The organism is Brevundimonas abyssalis TAR-001 (assembly GCF_000466985.1).
Lineage (GTDB): Bacteria > Pseudomonadota > Alphaproteobacteria > Caulobacterales > Caulobacteraceae > Brevundimonas > Brevundimonas abyssalis.
Genome location: NZ_BATC01000028.1, coordinates 1 through 15,904, shown reverse-complemented (window position 1 = coordinate 15,904; position 15,904 = coordinate 1). Strand labels below are relative to the sequence as shown.

Here is a 15,904-nt window from a genome sequence, read left to right as displayed (position 1 = left end):
CCGTCCAGCGCGAACGGCGTCAATCGGGATCGCCCGCGTGGAGCATCACCCTGCATGAGTGCAGACGCCTCGCCCAGGACCGGCAACCGCCTGTTCCTGAAGAAATCCATCGCCCAGATTCAGAAGGAAGCCGCCAAGAGCGAGCTGAAACGGACTCTGGGTCCCATCAATCTGGTCAGTCTCGGCATCGGCTGCATCATCGGCGCGGGCATCTTCGTGCTGACCGGCCAGGTGGCGTCCGCCCATGCCGGCCCGGCCATCATCTTCTCCTTCGTGCTGGCGGGCATCGCCTGCGCCCTCGCCGGCCTGTGCTACGCCGAGCTGGCCTCGACCATGCCGGTGTCCGGCTCCGCCTACACCTATGCCTACGGCACCCTGGGCGAGGTCTTCGCCTGGATCATGGGCTGGCTGCTGGTGCTGGAGTACGGCGTGGCCGCCTCCACCGTGGCGGTCGGCTGGTCGGGCTATGTGGTCTCCATCCTCGCCGACTTCGGGGTGCTGTTCCCCACCATCATGGTCGGGGGCGAGGCGGCGCCGCAGTTCGCCACCCCGCTGGTCCAGGCCGTGACCCAGGAGACGGGTCAGATCCTGTTCCAGCCCACCGGCACCTTCAACCTGGTGGCCGCCATCGGCATCGGCATGGTCTGCCTGCTGCTGGTCATGGGCGTCAGCGAGTCCGCCAACGTCAACAACGTCATCGTCATCATCAAGCTGCTGGTGCTGCTGACCTTCGTGGCCGTGGGCCTGGCCTATATCAATCCGGCCAACTGGCAGCCCTTCATCCCGCCGACCCCCGAGGGCGGCACCTGGGACCAGTTCGGCGTCGGCGGCATCTTCCGCGGCGCGGCCATCATCTTCTTCGCCTATGTGGGCTTCGAGGCGGTCTCCACCGCCGCGGCCGAGGCCCGCAACCCGTCCCGGGACGTGCCCATCGGCATCCTCGGCGCCCTGATCGTCTGCACCATCATCTACATGATCGTGGCGCTGGTGATGACCGGCGTGGTCCCCTTCCTGGAGCTGGCCAGCCCCGCCCCCATCGCCGTCGCCATCGACCGCATGGCGCTGGACTGGGCCAACGTCCCGCTGGCCGTGGCGCCCGGCGGCGAGCTGAACCTGATGAGCTTCCTCATCAAGATCGGCGCGATCACCGGCCTGTCCTCGGTCATGCTGGTGCTGTGCTTCGGCCAGACCCGGGTGTTCTACACCATGGCCCGCGACGGCCTGCTGCCCCGCGCCTTCGCCCTGGTGCACCAGAAGTTCCGCACCCCGTGGATCGGCACCATCCTGCTGGGCGTCGCCATCGCCGTCGCAGCGGCCTTCCTGCCCATCGGCATCCTCGGCGATCTGGTGTCCCTGGGCACCGCCCTGGCCTTCTCCATCGTCTGCTTCTCGGTGATCATGCTGCGCATCCGTCACCCGGAGCTGGAGCGCCCGTTCCGGGTTCCCGGCGGCGTGGTCACGGCCACCCTGGGCATCCTGGCCTGTCTGGGACTGGCGGGGCTGAACTTCACCCCGATGATCCAGCACGCCATGAACGACAACCCGCTGCCCCTCACCATCCTGGGGGTCTATGCGCTGGTCGGGGCGGTGATCTACGCCGTCTACGGCTTCTGGAACTCCAAGCTGGCAAAGGGGATCGACATCACCGAGGACCCGGCCCTGTCCAGCCCCGTGGAAGGCCTCGCCGGCCACGTGGACAACGTCAAGGAAGACCGGGACTGACCTCCGTCAGGCCCGGCTCTCCGGCAAGGAAAAGGGCGGCGTCGCATGCGACGCCGCCCTTCTTCTTTTCACCGCTGCATCGCGCCGGTCAGCGCGCGCCGAGCGCCTGGATGAACTGGCCCATGTTGCGGATGTAGACGCTGGTGGACACGCCCTCGACCGGGAAGTCGGTGACATAGGGCGAGGTGTCCCACTGGTCGCCCACACGCGTCAGGCGATACTCGCCCGGCGTCACCGCGGCGGGGCTTTGCCCGATGTAGGGGTTGCTGGTGGTGGTCAGCGGGGTCGACCAGTAGCCGCGCTCATTGAGCGTTCCGATCAGTTCCGCCACGCGCTCCGCCGACGGCGGATTGGGATCGAAGCCCGGCGTGTTCAGGTCCGACACGTCCACGTCCTTGAGGGTGAAGTATCGCGGCAGCTCCCGCGACCCCGACGCCGCCAGCAGCGGCGACCCTGCGCTCGCCTGCTCGGGCGACAGGGCGGCGGCGGCCTCGTACTCGGCCCGCAGGGCGTCGGTGTCCACGGCCCGGAACGAGCCGTAGTGGATCACCGTGTCGTTGGGGTTCTCGTCGGCGTAGTAGCTGCCGTTGGTGATGTTCGATCCCCGGCGGTGGATGTAGAGCGGGCGCCCGTTGCCGATCTGGATGAAGGTCGGGTGGGTGCGGCCCGGCGGGCGGATGTCGGCCGGCGCGGCGACGGACTCCAGCCAGTCGATGGCCTCGGGAATGCGCGCCAGATATTTGCGGTCGCCGGTCAGGCGATAGAAGCCGATCAGGGCGCGGATATTGGCCGCCGTGGTGTGGGTGGCGAAGGCGCGCGGCTCGATGCTGCGGGCGGGCGCCGGCGTCAGGTCGTGCACATAATGCTGCAGACCCCAGCCCGGCTGCGGCATGGGCTGCTGGGTCTCGAGGAAGATGTCCATGCCCCGGCGGATCGGATCCAGCAGACGCTGCTCGCCCAGCGCCTGATAGGCGAAGATCAGGAACTCCAGGTTCTCCCCGGCCACGTCATCGTTGAAGGTGATGTAGCGGGTGTAGTCGTCCTCGTCCTCCGGCAGCGGGAAGCGCTGGGGCCAGCCGCCGTTCGGGTACTGGGCGTCCAGGATGAAGTCGATGGCCTTGTAGAGCGGCCCCCGATAGGTCTCGTCGCGCTTCTCCAGATACATCCGCAGCAGCAGCTGCGCCGACTCCGAGGTGCCCGCGTCGTCGAACGTGCCGTTGCCGTAGCGCTTGCGGAATTCCTCCAGCCGCCAGGCGTTGGCCGCCACGGTGTCGTACCACTGCTGCTCCGCCGCCTCGCCCGCCGTGTCGTGCACATAGTTCCAGCCCCCGGCGGAAACCTGCGCCGCGATGACCGCGCCCGTCGCGCTTTGGGCGGCCTCGTAATAGAACTCGTCGCCGGTGGCGTGATAGGCGTCCAGGAACAGGTGCCCCATGGTCGCGGTGCCCGGCGGCTGGATCCAGATCATGGTCGGCGACGCTTCCAGCTCGCCCCAGCGGCGCGAGAAGTCCGGCAGGTACGACCACACATAGCCGCCGTTCACCGCCGCCTCCTCCACCATGAACCGCGTGGCCCGCCTCATGGCCTCCAGCACCGCCGGATCGGCCGAAGCCTGCGCGAACGCGGCCTTGCCCGCGAAACCCGCCACGGCGGTGGTGGCGGCGAAGGCGGACATCAGGGCCCGACGGGATATGGACATGGGGAACTCCAGCATTCGGGACGGACAGGCCGTCCATGAAACAGTGCGGCCCGCCCTGCGTCCACAGGGCGGGCCGGATGATCAGAGGCGAACCTCGTTGTTGAGCAGGGTGACTTCAGCGACATCACCGTCGGCAACCAGCCGCACCCGATGGCCCTCGGCGACGAACCCCGAGGGCAGGTCCAGAACCACCTCGACGGATTTCGGCGTCAGGTCGTCAGCGGCGGCCAGGGCCGCGCTGCGGCCCCGCGCGATCTCGCGGCCCGCGGCGTCCTCGAGGATCACCGTGGCGGCGGGCGCCGCGCGGATGCCCTGGTTGAACACCTGCACATGCAGGACGCCGTTCTCGATCCGCGTGGTGCGCGGACCGATCGCCAGGTCGGGGCGATCATGCACCACCGCGCCAGAGGCCTCGGCCAGCGAGAACTCATGGATGGTGATCACGCCGGGCGCGAAGGTCAGGGACGTGGAGCGGCTGCGCTCCAGCGATACCTCCCGCGCCTGGGCCCGGCCGTCGATGGCGTCATCGCCGTTCCGATCCGTTCCGGACCGCACCGTCCACCGGCCGGGCGTGACGTTCCAGCCCGTCATCTCGGCGCTGATCTCGCGGTCCGAACCGTTGAAGGCCATGACGGTGAAACGCTCCGGCGTGGCGCCCGGCATCAGGATGGCGATGTTCTCGGCGTCGCCGTCCCGGCCGAAGCGCCAGCTGACCGTGTGGCCAGGGAAGATCTGGTTGCGGCGCAGGGCCATGCCGCCCAGTCGCGCCCGTTGCAGGAACTCGCTGTAGACCTCGACCCGGTCGCTCCACCAGTGACCCTCGGTCATCATGAACATGCGCTGGCTCGCGCGCTGGACCTCGTCGCCATACAGCCGCTCCAGATACGAGCGATCACCGGTCATCTCCCAGGCGGCGTACAGCGAGTAGCCCGAGGCGCCGCGCGCGTTGGCCTGTTCGACCAGGGCCTGGCCCCAGTCCTCCCGGCGGTCCAGCGCGTCCAGGGTGTTGGCGTTCAGCATGGCCAGCTGGCCGGGCCCTCGCTCGCGCACCCGCGCCTCCAGCGGCGCCAGATACTTGTCATCGCCGGTCCAGCGCCAGGCGGCCCAGAACATCTGGTACGGCGCGATGTCGCCCGCCTCCAGGCTGCCCCGCGCCTCATCGCTGCGCCAGTTGATCTCGGCGGGGAAGCTCCAGTTCCCCTCCGCGTCCTGGGTCCCGTGGGCCAGGTAGTGGTCCGACATGGCGGTCACCAGCGACCGCATGGTGGGATCGCCGTTGTACTCGCCCAGCAGCAGCGCGGCGTGCAGGATCAGATACGAGTGCGGCTTGGACCACTCCCAGATGCCCTCACGCACCACATCGGTGGCGCTGAAATAGTTGCTGACGAAGTGGGTGTGGCCCGCCGCATTCGGCTCGATGATGCGCGAATAGTTGCGCGCCGTGGTCATCAGCCGGTCGACCACCGTGGGGTCGCCCCAGTTCAGATACAGGGACTGGGCGTCGGAGTTCTGCCCTTCCTCATAGACGTGAAGTTCGTCCGTGCGGATCGTCGGCAGGCCGTCGGTGACCATGCCCAGACGATAGATGGCGTCGGTCATCCGGTTCAGCGAACCCGTGACCTTGTCCGGCATCAGGCCCATCAGGGCCGCGCCGGGCCACTGGTTGGTCATGTCGGTGTCGTCCGACAGACCGCCGCCGAAGTCGCCGTACTCCGACTGACGGTTGTCGATCCACCACTCCATGAAGTGACGCAGCAACCGCATGTGCTCCATCTGGCGGAACGCCCAGACGGGCGTGCCCTCGGGGGCCTCGGTCTGTTCGAAGGCGGGCCAGGGCTGGCCGGGATTGGTCTCGGCCCAGTGGAAACGCGCCTGCTCGTGATCGGGATCGACCCGCAGGATGTCCTCCAGATCGCGCATGTAGCGGTCATGCAGCCGCAGACGCCGGTTCTGGGGCCGCTCCTCGACCAGGAACGAGAGGTTGTCTCTCACCTGCTCGAAACGGTCCGCCACATGCTCGACGGCGGCGTCCTCACGGCTCTTGAACACCAGCCGCACACGCGCGCCGTTCAGGCTGTCCGCCGTCAGGCCTTCGCCCGCGCCGGCCACGGTGAAATAGAGGCTGCCGTCGTTGGGCAGGATGCGGTCGCGGGTGTCCAGCCACAGGCTGTAGGGCCGGTTCGGCTCGATCGAGACGTTGACGTCCAGCAGGTCCCGTTCGGGCCACAGCGGGTCCTTGACCCGGATGTTCAGCGGATAGAGGCCGCCGTGGGTGGGCGTCACATCCAGAGGCGGCAGGTCCAGCTGGATGCCGTCCAGACCGCCGTCATAGTTGATCCAGCCATGGGTGCCCCGGTGCGCCGGTTCGCCCGGCCGCGAATCCCGGAAATCGAACGGGATTATCACGTGGACCAGAGGCAGACGCCCCGGCTGCGCGCCGCTATCGCCGCGCGCGGGCCGGCTCATCTCGATGGTTGTGGCGGGCAGCGCCACCACCGTGGCCCGCTCCTCGGCCGGATGGCGCCCGGCCACATGGCTCAGCAGGACGTCCAGCGCCGGATAGTCAGGCGCCACGCGGCTGTCGATCACATAGTTGAGCTCGGACGTCCCATCCGGTGCGCGCGCCGAAGTGATGTTGTAGGCGGCGAATTCCTGGATCGGCGTTTCCGGCAGGCGGTTGTCGAACCGCACCGAGCCACCCGTGCGCGTCTCCACGGAATAGGTGGTCCGCTCGTGCCCTTCCGGTCGCGTCGCCAGCGGGGCCTCGGCGTCGCCGTCGACCCACGTCAGCGTCCCGTCGGCCGCGCCGGTGAACTCCAGCCGGTTCCAGGGTTCGTCGGGCAGGTTGAAGGTGATCGCGCGGCCACCCTCCACATAGACGTTCCAGTCCGGGATCTCGAAATAGTCGTGACGGCCCGGCAGGCGCGAGCGGTAGTAGACGCCCGGCCAGGTGGATTCCCGCACCCCGTCCGATCCCTTCAGGAACCGCTGCTGCAGGTCATAGGTGCTGTCGAACTCCACCTTGCGGATAGCGGTGTAGGGCGCGATGGCGGGCGGCGCCTCGCCGTCGAAACCCAGGCGGTGGCGCCAGGCGCCCCAGCGGTCGGCGGTGATCGACGGGGCCGGAACCTCGACCTCGCCGCCGCGGGCCAGGGCCGCGATCTGCGGCGCCGACAGGGCGCGGTCATGGACCTTCAGTTCGTCCAGGTCGCCGCCGCGCATGAAGTTGTAGCGGCTCTGCACCTGATAGGGGCTGATGATGCGGCTGTGCGGCCCCATCTGGTCCAGCCCTGCGTCGAGGGTCATGGCCCCGGCCTGCTCGCCGACCAGTTGGCCGTCGACGTAAAGCTGTACGCCCGTGGTTTCGTCCCAGGCGAAGGCGATATGGACCCAGCGATCGGGATCCAGCGTCTCCAGGCCGCGCCAGGAGACGCTGGACCGGGACAGGTTGGTGTCGGTGACGAAGGCGTCGAAGCCCGCCCCGTTCCAGTCGATGCGCAGCCAGACCATGTCCCAGCTGCTGTGGTCCGAATAGCTGACCCGAAAGACCGGAAACTCGTTGCGGCTGACCGGCTCGCGGGCGCGCCAGAAGAAGGACAGGGTGCCGCGCTGGGCCTGGATGTTGCCGGGCGCCTCCCAGGTCAGGGTCTGGGCGCCCTGCGCCTCGATGTAGCCGCCGAATCGCCCGTCGGGCCGGATCGAGACGTGGCTGGCGAAATTCGGCTCCGCCTGTCCCTGCGCAACGTCGGCGGTCAGGCCGTCATCGGCGGATACATGGAACAGCAGCCCGTCCTGGGCCGCGGCGGGTGCGGCCGCCAGGGCGGCGGCGATGGCGAACAGGCTGCACGAGGTCTTGATGTGGCGCATGGTGTCTCCGTCCCATTGACTGGCCAGGTCTGACGCCCGGCTCATCATCGGCGCTCGTGAACGGATGCCCCCGCCCCGGTCGCTCGGGAACGATACTGTCGCGATATGACACCGGTGGCAATCCCTGCGGTAACCGGTGGACATTTTCCCCGATTGCAGAAACTATGGTCGGAGAACCAGAGAAGGCCGCATCTCCAAGGCCTTCCATTTCAAGGGATGAGACACGGGTTGGCGACTTTTCCGATCCTTGGAGCACATACGGGCGGCCTTCGCGTTCGCCTGCCCGGGCCCTATGGTCGCGCTAACATCCGCGTCGCCCGCGCCCTTGCGCCCTGTCCTGCCCTGTTCAGATTGTCGTGATGACCGCCAAGCTCAGCCTGCACCCGGACCGCCTGTTCCCCGCCGATGCGGACACCCGCACCGTGGCCCGCCGCCTCTATGCGGAGGTCAAGGATCTGCCGATCATCAGCCCGCACGGCCACACCGATCCCTCGTGGTTCGCCGGCAATGAGTCCTTCGCCAACCCCGCCGAGCTGCTGATCACGCCCGACCACTACGTCTTCCGCATGCTGTTCAGCCAGGGCGTGTCCATGGAGAGCCTGGGCGTGCCGCGCGCCGACGGCGGGCCGGTCGAGACCGATCCCCGCGCCATCTGGCGCCGCTTCGCCGAGCACTACCCCCTGTTCCGGGGCACCCCCTCGCGCCTCTGGCACGACTGGGTCTATTCCGAGGTCTTCGGCCTGACCGAGCGCCTCACCCCCGACACCGCCGACCACTATTACGATGTCATGGACGACAAGCTGGGGCAGGACGACTTCCGCCCCCGCGCCCTGTTCGAGCGCTTCAACATCGAGGTCATCACCACCACCGAAAGCCCGCTGGACGCTCTGGAGCACCACAAGACCATCCGCGAGTCCGGCTGGAAGGGCCGCGTGCTCACCGCCTACCGCCCCGACCCGGTGCTGGACCCCGACTACGAGGGCTTCCGGGACAATCTGGTCGAGCTGGGCGCGATCACCGGCGAGGACGCCCTGACCTGGGAGGGCTATCTGGCGGCCCTGCAGAACCGGCGCGAATTCTTCGCCGCCATGGGCGCCACCTCCACCGATCACGGCCACCCCACCGCCTTCACCGCCGACCTGGCCCCGGCCGAGGCGAAGGCCCTGTTCGAAAAGATCGTGTCGGGCCGGTTCGAGCCCGCCGACGCCGAGCTGTTCCGCGGCCAGATGCTGACCGAGATGGCCCGCATGAGCGTCGAGGACGGTCTGGTCATGCAGCTGCACCCCGGCTCGTTCCGCAACCACAACGGCTGGGCCTTCAAGCGCTTCGGCCGCGACAAGGGCGCCGACATCCCCACCCGCACCGACTATGTGCGCGCGCTCAAGCCGCTGCTGGACCGCTTCGGCTCCGACCCCAAATTCTCCATGATCGTCTTCACCCTCGACGAGAGCGTCTACGCCCGCGAGCTGGCCCCGCTGGCGGGCCACTATCCGGCGCTGAAGCTGGGGCCCGCCTGGTGGTTCCACGACAGCCCCGAGGGCATGCGCCGCTTCCGCGAGCAGACCACCGAGACGGCGGGCTTCTACAACACCGTCGGCTTCAACGACGACACCCGCGCCTTCCTGTCGATCCCGGCCCGCCACGACGTGGCCCGGCGCATGGACTGCGGCTTCCTGGCCCGGCTGGTGGTCGAGCACCGGCTGGAGGAGGACGAGGCCCACCTGGTGGCCCGCGCCCTCACCTATGACCTCGTGAAACAGGCGTACAAGCTTTGACCATCAACCCCACACGACGCGCCGCCCTCGCCGCGCCCCTGCTTCTGGGGGCCGCGGCCTGCAGCCAGGAGATCGGCGAACGCCCCCTGCGCGGCGCCGACACCCACGCGGCCGGCTATCCCACGGTCCAGGCCGTCGACTATTTCGGCGAGCTGCTGTCCCAACGCACCGACGGCCGCCTGCGCCTGCGCAACTATCCCGGCGGCCAGCTGGGCGGCGAGGGCGACACCCTCGAGATCACCATGTTCGGCGGCCTGGACGTGAACCGGGTCAATCTGGCGCCCCTGAACGTGATCGAGCCCACCACCTTCGTGCCCGCCCTGCCCTTCCTGTTCAGCACCACGGACCACATGCGCCGGTCGCTGGACGGCGAACCGGGCCGCGCCATCCTCGAGACCCTGCGGCCCCACGGCCTGATCGGCCTGTGCTTCTACGACTCCGGCCAGCGCTCCTTCTACAACCGGGTCCGCCCGGTGCGGACGCCGGAGGATCTGCGCGGCATGAAGATCCGGGTGCAGCCGTCGGACCTCTATGTGGCCATGGTCAGCGCCCTGGGCGCCAACCCCACGCCCATCCCCTTCGGCGAGGTCTATCAGGCGCTGGTGCAGGGCGTGGTAGACGGCGCCGAGAACAACATGCCCTCCTATGACGACACCCGGCACCACGAGGTGGCGCGGTACTACACCGCCACCGGCCACGTCATGGCGCCGGAGGCCTTCGTCATGTCCCGGCGCACCTGGGACCGCCTGACCCCCGCCGACCGCGATCTGGTCATGGAATGCGCCAACGAGAGCGTGCCCTACATGCGCGAGATCTGGGATGCGCGCGAGGCCTCGGCGCGCCAGAACGTCATCGACGCCGGCTGCGAGCTGATCGAGGACGTGGACGTGGAGCCGTTCCGCGCCCTGATGGCGCCGGTCTGGGAGCGGTTCATCGTCAGCGACCTGCAACAGCGGCTGGTCCGCGACATCCAGGCCATGGAGTAGCCGATGCTGTCCCTCCTCGCCGCCGTATCGCGCTGGATAAGCCGCGTGACTCTGGTCTTCGCCGCCACCGGCCTGGTGGTCATGACCGCCGTCATCGGCTGGCAGGTGTTCGCCCGCTATGTGCTCAGCGACTCGCCCGCCTGGGCCGAAGCGGCCTCTCTCGCCCTGATGGTCTGGTTCATCCTGCTCGCCGCCGCCGTGGGGGTGCGCGAGCAGTTCCACATCGGCATGACCGCCGCCACAAACGCCATGCCCCCCGCCATGGCGCGGGTGGCGCGCGCCTTCTCCCTGCTCGTGGTCGGCGCGTTCGGCGCGGCCATGGGCGTGTGGGGCGGCGAGCTGGTCATCCGCACCTGGGACATCGAGATCGCCACCCTGGGGATATCGCGGGGCTTCAACTACCTGCCCCTGCCCATCGCCGGCTGGCTCATCGTCTTCTTTTCGATCGAACATCTGATCGCCGAGGCCCGCGGCGGAAAGGTTGAACCGCTATGGAGCTGACGCTTCTCCTCCTGACCCTGCTGGTGCTGCTGGTGCTGGGCGTGCCGGTGGCCTTCGCCCTCGGCATCGCCTCGCTGGTGACCTTCATCTACATGGACATCGCGCCCCTGGTGGCGTTCCAGCGCATCGCCGCCGGGGTGAACGTTTTCGCCCTGATGGCCATTCCCTTCTTCATCTTCGCCGGCGACCTGATGCAGCAGGCGGGCATCGCCGAGCGGCTGGTTCGCGTGGCCAACGCCGCCGTCGGGCGCATCCGCGGCGGGCTGGGCCCGGTCAATGTGGGCGCCTCCATGATGTTCGGCGGCGTGTCCGGCTCGGCCATCGCCAGCGCCTCGGCCCTGGGCTCGACCCTCATCCCCATGATGAAGAAGCGCGGCTATGACGCCGACTACGCGGTCAACATCACCACCACCTCCGCGGTGACCGGCCTGCTGATCCCGCCGTCGCACAACATGATCATCTATGCGGCCGCCGCCGGGGTCTCCATCTCCGTGGCCGACCTGTTCATGGCGGGCGTGATCCCCGGCCTCGTCACCGGCCTGATCCTGATGATCGTCGCCTGGCTGGTGGCGCTCAAGCGCGGCTATCCCCGCGGCGAGTTCCCGGGCTGGGGCGCCTTCGCCCGGGCCTTCGTCGGCGCCATCCCCGGCCTGCTGACCGCCGTGATCATCTTCGGCGGCATCCTGGGCGGCATCTTCACCGCCACCGAAAGCTCGGCCGTGGCGGTGATCTACACCATGGTGGTGGGCTTCCTGGTCTACCGGACCCTGACCTTCAAGGGCTTCGTCACCGCCGCCATGAATGCGGTCAAGACCACGGCCATGGTCATGCTGATCATCGGCTCGGCGGCGGCCTTCGGCTGGCTGCTGGCCCTCAACCAGGCGCCCGAACAGCTGGCGGACCTGATGCGCATGGTGTCGGACAATCCGATCATCATGCTGCTGATGATCAACGTCATCCTGCTGTTGCTGGGCACCTTCATGGACATGGCGCCCCTGATCGTCATCACCTCGCCCATCTTCCTGCCGGTGGCCATGGAGGCGGGCATGGATCCGATCCAGTTCGGCATGGTGCTGATGCTGAACCTGGGCATCGGCCTGGTCACCCCGCCGGTGGGCTCGGTCCTGTTCGTGGGCTGCGCCGTGGGCAAGATCCGGGTCGAGGATGCGGTCAAGACCATGTGGCCGTTCTATCTGGCCCTGATCGTCTCCCTGATGCTGATCACCTATGTGCCGGCCTTCTCCATGACCCTGCCCAACCTGATGCGATGAGCCCACGACTGTCCGCGTCCGTCCTCGGCGCCCTGCCTCCCGCCGTTGCACAGCCGGCCTATGACCGCGCGGCGGTGAAGACCGGGGTGGTGCACCTGGGCGTCGGCGCCTTTCACCGGGCCCATCAGGCGGTGGTCTTCGACGACGCCCTGGCGGCGGGCGACCCGCGCTGGGGCGTGCTGGGCGCCTCCCTGCGCTCGCCCGGCGTGCGCGATCAGCTCAACCCCCAGGACGGCCTCTACAGCGTCGTTGTGCGCGACGGCGACCGGCGCGACGTGCGCATCATCGGCGCGATCGGACAGGTGCTGGTGGCCCCCGAGGACCCGGCCGTCCTCGTCGCCGCCATGACCCACCCGGACGTTCACATGGTCACCCTGACCGTGACGGAGAAAGGCTACCGGCTCGACCCCGCCTCCGGCGCCCTGATGATCGACGATGCCGATGTGGCGGCGGACCTGTCCAACCTGTCAGCGCCGCGCACCGCGCCGGGCTTCGTCACCGCCGCCCTGGCCGCGCGCAGGGCCGCGGGCCTGCCCCCCTTCACCGTGGTCTCCTGCGACAACGTCCCCCACAACGGCGCCCGCATCCGCCAGGCGGTGCTGGACATGGCCGGGCGTATCGACCCCGGCCTGAAAAACTGGATCGAGGCCCACGGCGCCTTTCCCCAGACCATGGTGGACCGCATCGTCCCCGCCACCACGCCCGACGACGTAGCCGCCAATGAGGCCCTGCTGGGCGCTGCCGATCAGGGCATGGTCAAGACCGAGCCCTTCACCCAGTGGGTGATCGAGGACCGCTTCGCCGGACCCCGCCCCGACTTTGAATCTCTCGGGGTTCAGGTCACCGCCGATGTGGCCCCGTGGGAGGACGCCAAGCTGCGCCTTCTCAACGGCGCCCATTCGGCCATCGCCTATCTGGGCGGTCTGGCGGGCCTCCAGTACGTCGATCAGGTGGTCGCCATCCCCGCCTACGCGCGCTTCGTCGAGGCCCTGTGGGATGAGGCCGAAAGCACCCTGTCCCCGCCGCCGGGTCTGGATGTGGCCGCCTATCGCGGCGAGCTGATGCGCCGCTTCGCCAACAGCGCGCTGCAGCACCGCACGGTCCAGATCGCCATGGACGGCAGCCAGAAACTGCCCCAGCGCCTGCTGGCCGCCTGCGCGCGCGGCTTGAAAAGGATCAGCCCATCGACGCCCTGGCCCTGGCCGTGGCGGGCTGGATGCGCTGGCAGGACGGCGTGGACGACGCCGGAAACGCCTTCACCGTGGACGACCCCCTCGCCGCCGAGACCGCCCGCCGCGTCCAGGGCGCGGCCGGACCCGCCGCCAAGGTCGCCGCCCTGCTGGACCTGTCCGCCGTTTTTCCGCCCGCCCTCGCCGCCGACGCCCGGTTCGCCAGGCTGTCGCCAACGCCCATCTCAGCCTCGTCGAGCGCGGCGCCGAGGGCGCTGTCGACGCCTTCGTGGAAAGCCTGCCCAAGTCATGACCCGCGTCCTGATCCTCAACCCCGCCGACGACGTGGCCGTGGCGCTCGAGGATCTGGCGGCGGGTGCGACCCCCGACGGGCTGGCCGTCCCGGTGCGCGATGACGTCGCTGCGGGCCACAAGGTCGCCCGCCACGCCATCGCCGGGGGCGCCATCGTGCGCAAATACGGACAGGTCATCGGCCGCGCCCGCGCCGCCATCCCCGCCGGCGCCCATGTCCACACCCACAACCTGGCCATGGCCGACGACAGCCGCGACGCCGAGATCGGCGTCGACGCCCGCCCCGTCGCGGTCCAGCCCGGCGCCACCTTCGAGGGCTATGTCCGCGCCGACGGCCGGGTCGGCACGCGCAACTACATCGGCGTGCTGACCAGCGTGAACTGCTCGGCCACCGTCGCCCGGCGTATCGCCGACAGCTTCCGTCCCGAGGATCATCCCGGCGTCGACGGCGTTGTGGCCTTCACCCATCAGGGCGGCTGCGGCGGCGCGTCCATGAGCCCCGACGTGACCCTGCTCCAGCGCACCCTGGCGGGCTATGCGCGCCACCCCAATTTTGCGGGCATTCTGGTGGTGGGCCTCGGCTGTGAGGCCAATCAGATCCCCGACTTCATGGCCCGCGAGGGGCTTCAGGCCGGGCCTGCCCTGCGCGCCATGACCATTCAGGAAGCCGGCGGCACATCCCGCGCCATCGAACAGGGCCAGGCCATCGTCCGCGAGATGATCGCCGAGGCCGCCAAAGCCACGCGCCAGACTGTCTCCGCCGAGCACCTGACCGTGGGCCTGCAATGCGGCGGCTCGGACGGCTGGTCCGGCGTCACCGCCAACCCGGCGTTGGGCGCGGCGGTGGACCGTCTCGTGGCCCAGGGCGGCTCGGCCATGCTGTCGGAAACGCCGGAGATCTGGGGCGCCGAGCATCTGCTGCTGCGCCGGGCCGCGTCACAGGGCGTGGCCGACCGTCTGAACGCCCGGCTGGACTGGTGGCGCGACTACGCCGAGCGGCACCAGATGGAGCTGAACAACAATCCCTCCCCCGGCAACCTCAAGGGCGGCCTGACCACCATTCTGGAGAAGTCGCTGGGCGCCGTGGCCAAGTCCGGCTCAACGCCCCTGAACGACGTCATCGGCTATGCCGAGCCCCTGACGGTGAAGGGCCTCAGCTTCATGGACAGCCCCGGCTACGATCCCTGCTCGGCCACCGGCCAGATCGCCTCAGGCGCCAATCTGATCGTCTTCACCACCGGGCGCGGCTCGGTGTTCGGCGCCAAGCCCGCCCCGTCCATCAAGGTCGCCTCCAACGCAAAGCTGGCGTCGTGGATGGACGAGGACATGGACATCGACGCCTCGCCGGTCCTGACCGGCGCGTCCCTGGCCGAGGTGGGCGATCTCATCTTCGCCCGCATCCTGGCCGTCGCCTCGGGCGAACCCAGCAAGTCCGAGGCCCTGGGCGTCGGCGACAACGAGTTCGTCCCTTGGCAGGTGGGCGCTTATCTCTAGGGCCTGCCGAACAGCAGACGTTCCGAACGGCCGCAACGGGTGATTAGCGGACCTTGCGATCGGCTTCCGCAGCGATCCATTCACCAAGCCTATCAACATAGAACTGTCCTCGCGGCTCGACCGAACGAAGGATCGTGGCGATCATTCCCGCCTCGCGTTCCGCTGGGCTGTCGGTGTTCAAAACGGCGAGGATGAAGCCTGACAGGCGATGGGTGAACTCGCTCGAAGCATACAGGTTCTTGGTGTCGGTTGGATCATCAAGGTGGGCTGACCTGACATGGATCGTTTCCATGTGGATCAACCGCGCCAAAACCCTCGCCTGACTGTCAGCCGGTAAGGCAGCGAAAGCCGTGTAAAGATCGGAACTCATATCTATTCGTCCCAGACAACCGGACCCCACGCCTGCTCGGTCCAAGCCTTGGCGTCGGCGACAGTCGGAAATGGTCCGGTCCCTGAGACGTAGTAATAGAGGCCATCTGGCCCCGGTTCTGCTGGAAGTTCACCTTCGTTGAGCAGACCGTCGGCGTGATAGGTTGCCCATCTCACATCGTAGTTTCGCGCCGTGACCAGGGTGCGCTTGGAGATGTCTCCGTCATAGAGCCAAGTGCCGCTTGCAACGACGACGCCTTCGAGATCATCCAGTGCCATAGGCTGGACAATGCGATGTCCGATCAATGTCCGCAACGGGTCGATTTGCGACGTTGGCTTTCTGGCTGCGAGCGAACCCCGCATCGCCGATTTCATGGGTCCACGCCCTGGGGTCTGTCCCTATAAATCCGTCATCCTCGGGCTTGTCCCGAGGACCCATTGTGGCCTCAAGCGTAATTTTGAGCTGCCTTGACTGTCCGGGGCGACCCGGCGACCTGTCGAGACTGTTTTCACCATAGGCCCTCGGGACAAGCCCGAGGGTGACGGAATATTGAAATCACTGAACTATTTTAGCGCGGCTTACAGGTCCACGCCCCGGGCGCGATCAGGTTTCAGGGGCCCGATGCGAAAAAGCGCCGCTAATTAATCCCGCTGGTTTTGCATGCCTTATAATGCGGCGTCGACCAGAACACGGGAGGGCGATTTCATACGATTGATACGATTCAGACCCCGATTTTTC

Annotated in this window: 10 protein-coding genes and 1 pseudogene; 7 read left to right on the top strand and 4 right to left on the bottom strand. The window is 68.2% G+C overall.

Features of this window, described 5'->3' with window-relative positions:
* Nucleotides 1-54 precede the first annotated feature (54 nt).
* The gene (locus MBEBAB_RS08535; protein WP_021697563.1) at nt 55-1,722 is read left to right on the top strand and encodes an amino acid permease; all 1,668 of its coding nucleotides are present in this window, start codon (nt 55-57) and stop codon (nt 1,720-1,722) included.
* 88 nt (nt 1,723-1,810) lie between these two features.
* Here the strand turns inward: MBEBAB_RS08535 and MBEBAB_RS08530 are convergent, their stop codons facing one another.
* Both MBEBAB_RS08530 and MBEBAB_RS08525 read right to left on the bottom strand, forming a co-directional pair.
* Nucleotides 1,811-3,421 carry a pectate lyase gene (locus tag MBEBAB_RS08530; protein ID WP_231378945.1) on the bottom strand — a complete coding sequence of 537 codons (1,611 nt, stop codon included), beginning with the start codon at nt 3,419-3,421 and terminating at the stop codon, nt 1,811-1,813.
* A gap of 81 nt (nt 3,422-3,502) precedes the next feature.
* Nucleotides 3,503-7,288, bottom strand: a complete 3,786-nt coding sequence (locus MBEBAB_RS08525; protein WP_021697561.1) for a LamG domain-containing protein — start codon at nt 7,286-7,288, stop codon at nt 3,503-3,505.
* A gap of 359 nt (nt 7,289-7,647) precedes the next feature.
* Here MBEBAB_RS08525 and uxaC point away from each other — a divergent pair, with 359 nt between their 5' ends.
* From uxaC to MBEBAB_RS18665, 6 genes and pseudogenes are all read left to right on the top strand, one after another.
* On the top strand, nt 7,648-9,063 hold the full coding sequence (uxaC, locus tag MBEBAB_RS08520; RefSeq protein ID WP_045319087.1) for a glucuronate isomerase: 1,416 nt from the start codon (nt 7,648-7,650) through the stop codon (nt 9,061-9,063).
* Entirely contained in the window at nt 9,060-10,049 is a 990-nt protein-coding gene (locus MBEBAB_RS08515) for a TRAP transporter substrate-binding protein (protein ID WP_021697559.1), read from the top strand. Before uxaC ends, MBEBAB_RS08515 begins: the two co-directional genes overlap by 4 nt.
* 3 nt (nt 10,050-10,052) lie before the next feature.
* Nucleotides 10,053-10,550, top strand: coding sequence for a TRAP transporter small permease (locus tag MBEBAB_RS08510; protein WP_021697558.1), 498 nt, complete (start codon nt 10,053-10,055; stop codon nt 10,548-10,550).
* Nucleotides 10,541-11,821, top strand: coding sequence for a TRAP transporter large permease (locus MBEBAB_RS08505; RefSeq protein WP_021697557.1), 1,281 nt, complete (start codon nt 10,541-10,543; stop codon nt 11,819-11,821). Before MBEBAB_RS08510 ends, MBEBAB_RS08505 begins: the two co-directional genes overlap by 10 nt.
* Nucleotides 11,818-13,406: pseudogene (locus MBEBAB_RS18670) on the top strand (mannitol dehydrogenase family protein). Before MBEBAB_RS08505 ends, MBEBAB_RS18670 begins: the two are co-directional and overlap by 4 nt.
* Nucleotides 13,300-14,796 (top strand): UxaA family hydrolase, encoded by a 1,497-nt coding sequence (locus MBEBAB_RS18665; protein ID WP_045319086.1) that lies wholly within the window; start codon nt 13,300-13,302, stop codon nt 14,794-14,796. The pseudogene MBEBAB_RS18670 and the gene MBEBAB_RS18665 overlap by 107 nt, the downstream one beginning before the upstream one ends.
* Before the next feature lie 43 nt (nt 14,797-14,839).
* Here the strand turns inward: MBEBAB_RS18665 and MBEBAB_RS08490 are convergent, their stop codons facing one another.
* Nucleotides 14,840-15,166, bottom strand: a complete 327-nt coding sequence (locus tag MBEBAB_RS08490; RefSeq protein WP_045319085.1) for a hypothetical protein — start codon at nt 15,164-15,166, stop codon at nt 14,840-14,842.
* A 2-nt stretch (nt 15,167-15,168) separates the two neighbouring features.
* Nucleotides 15,169-15,540, bottom strand: coding sequence for a hypothetical protein (locus MBEBAB_RS16175; RefSeq protein ID WP_148291476.1), 372 nt, complete (start codon nt 15,538-15,540; stop codon nt 15,169-15,171).
* Nucleotides 15,541-15,904: the final 364 nt, after the last annotated feature.

What these genes read in the sequence shown, in the direction of transcription:
- MBEBAB_RS08535 (WP_021697563.1), top strand. Translation starts at nt 55, where the DNA reads ATGAGTGCAGACGCCTCGCCCAGGACCGGCAACCGCCTGTTCCTGAAG.
- MBEBAB_RS08530 (WP_231378945.1), bottom strand. Translation starts at nt 3,421, where the DNA reads ATGTCCATATCCCGTCGGGCCCTGATGTCCGCCTTCGCCGCCACCACC.
- MBEBAB_RS08525 (WP_021697561.1), bottom strand. Translation starts at nt 7,288, where the DNA reads ATGCGCCACATCAAGACCTCGTGCAGCCTGTTCGCCATCGCCGCCGCC.
- uxaC (WP_045319087.1), top strand. Translation starts at nt 7,648, where the DNA reads ATGACCGCCAAGCTCAGCCTGCACCCGGACCGCCTGTTCCCCGCCGAT.
- MBEBAB_RS08510 (WP_021697558.1), top strand. Translation starts at nt 10,053, where the DNA reads ATGCTGTCCCTCCTCGCCGCCGTATCGCGCTGGATAAGCCGCGTGACT.
- MBEBAB_RS08505 (WP_021697557.1), top strand. Translation starts at nt 10,541, where the DNA reads ATGGAGCTGACGCTTCTCCTCCTGACCCTGCTGGTGCTGCTGGTGCTG.
- MBEBAB_RS18665 (WP_045319086.1), top strand. Translation starts at nt 13,300, where the DNA reads ATGACCCGCGTCCTGATCCTCAACCCCGCCGACGACGTGGCCGTGGCG.
- MBEBAB_RS08490 (WP_045319085.1), bottom strand. Translation starts at nt 15,166, where the DNA reads ATGAGTTCCGATCTTTACACGGCTTTCGCTGCCTTACCGGCTGACAGT.
- MBEBAB_RS16175 (WP_148291476.1), bottom strand. Translation starts at nt 15,540, where the DNA reads ATGAAATCGGCGATGCGGGGTTCGCTCGCAGCCAGAAAGCCAACGTCG.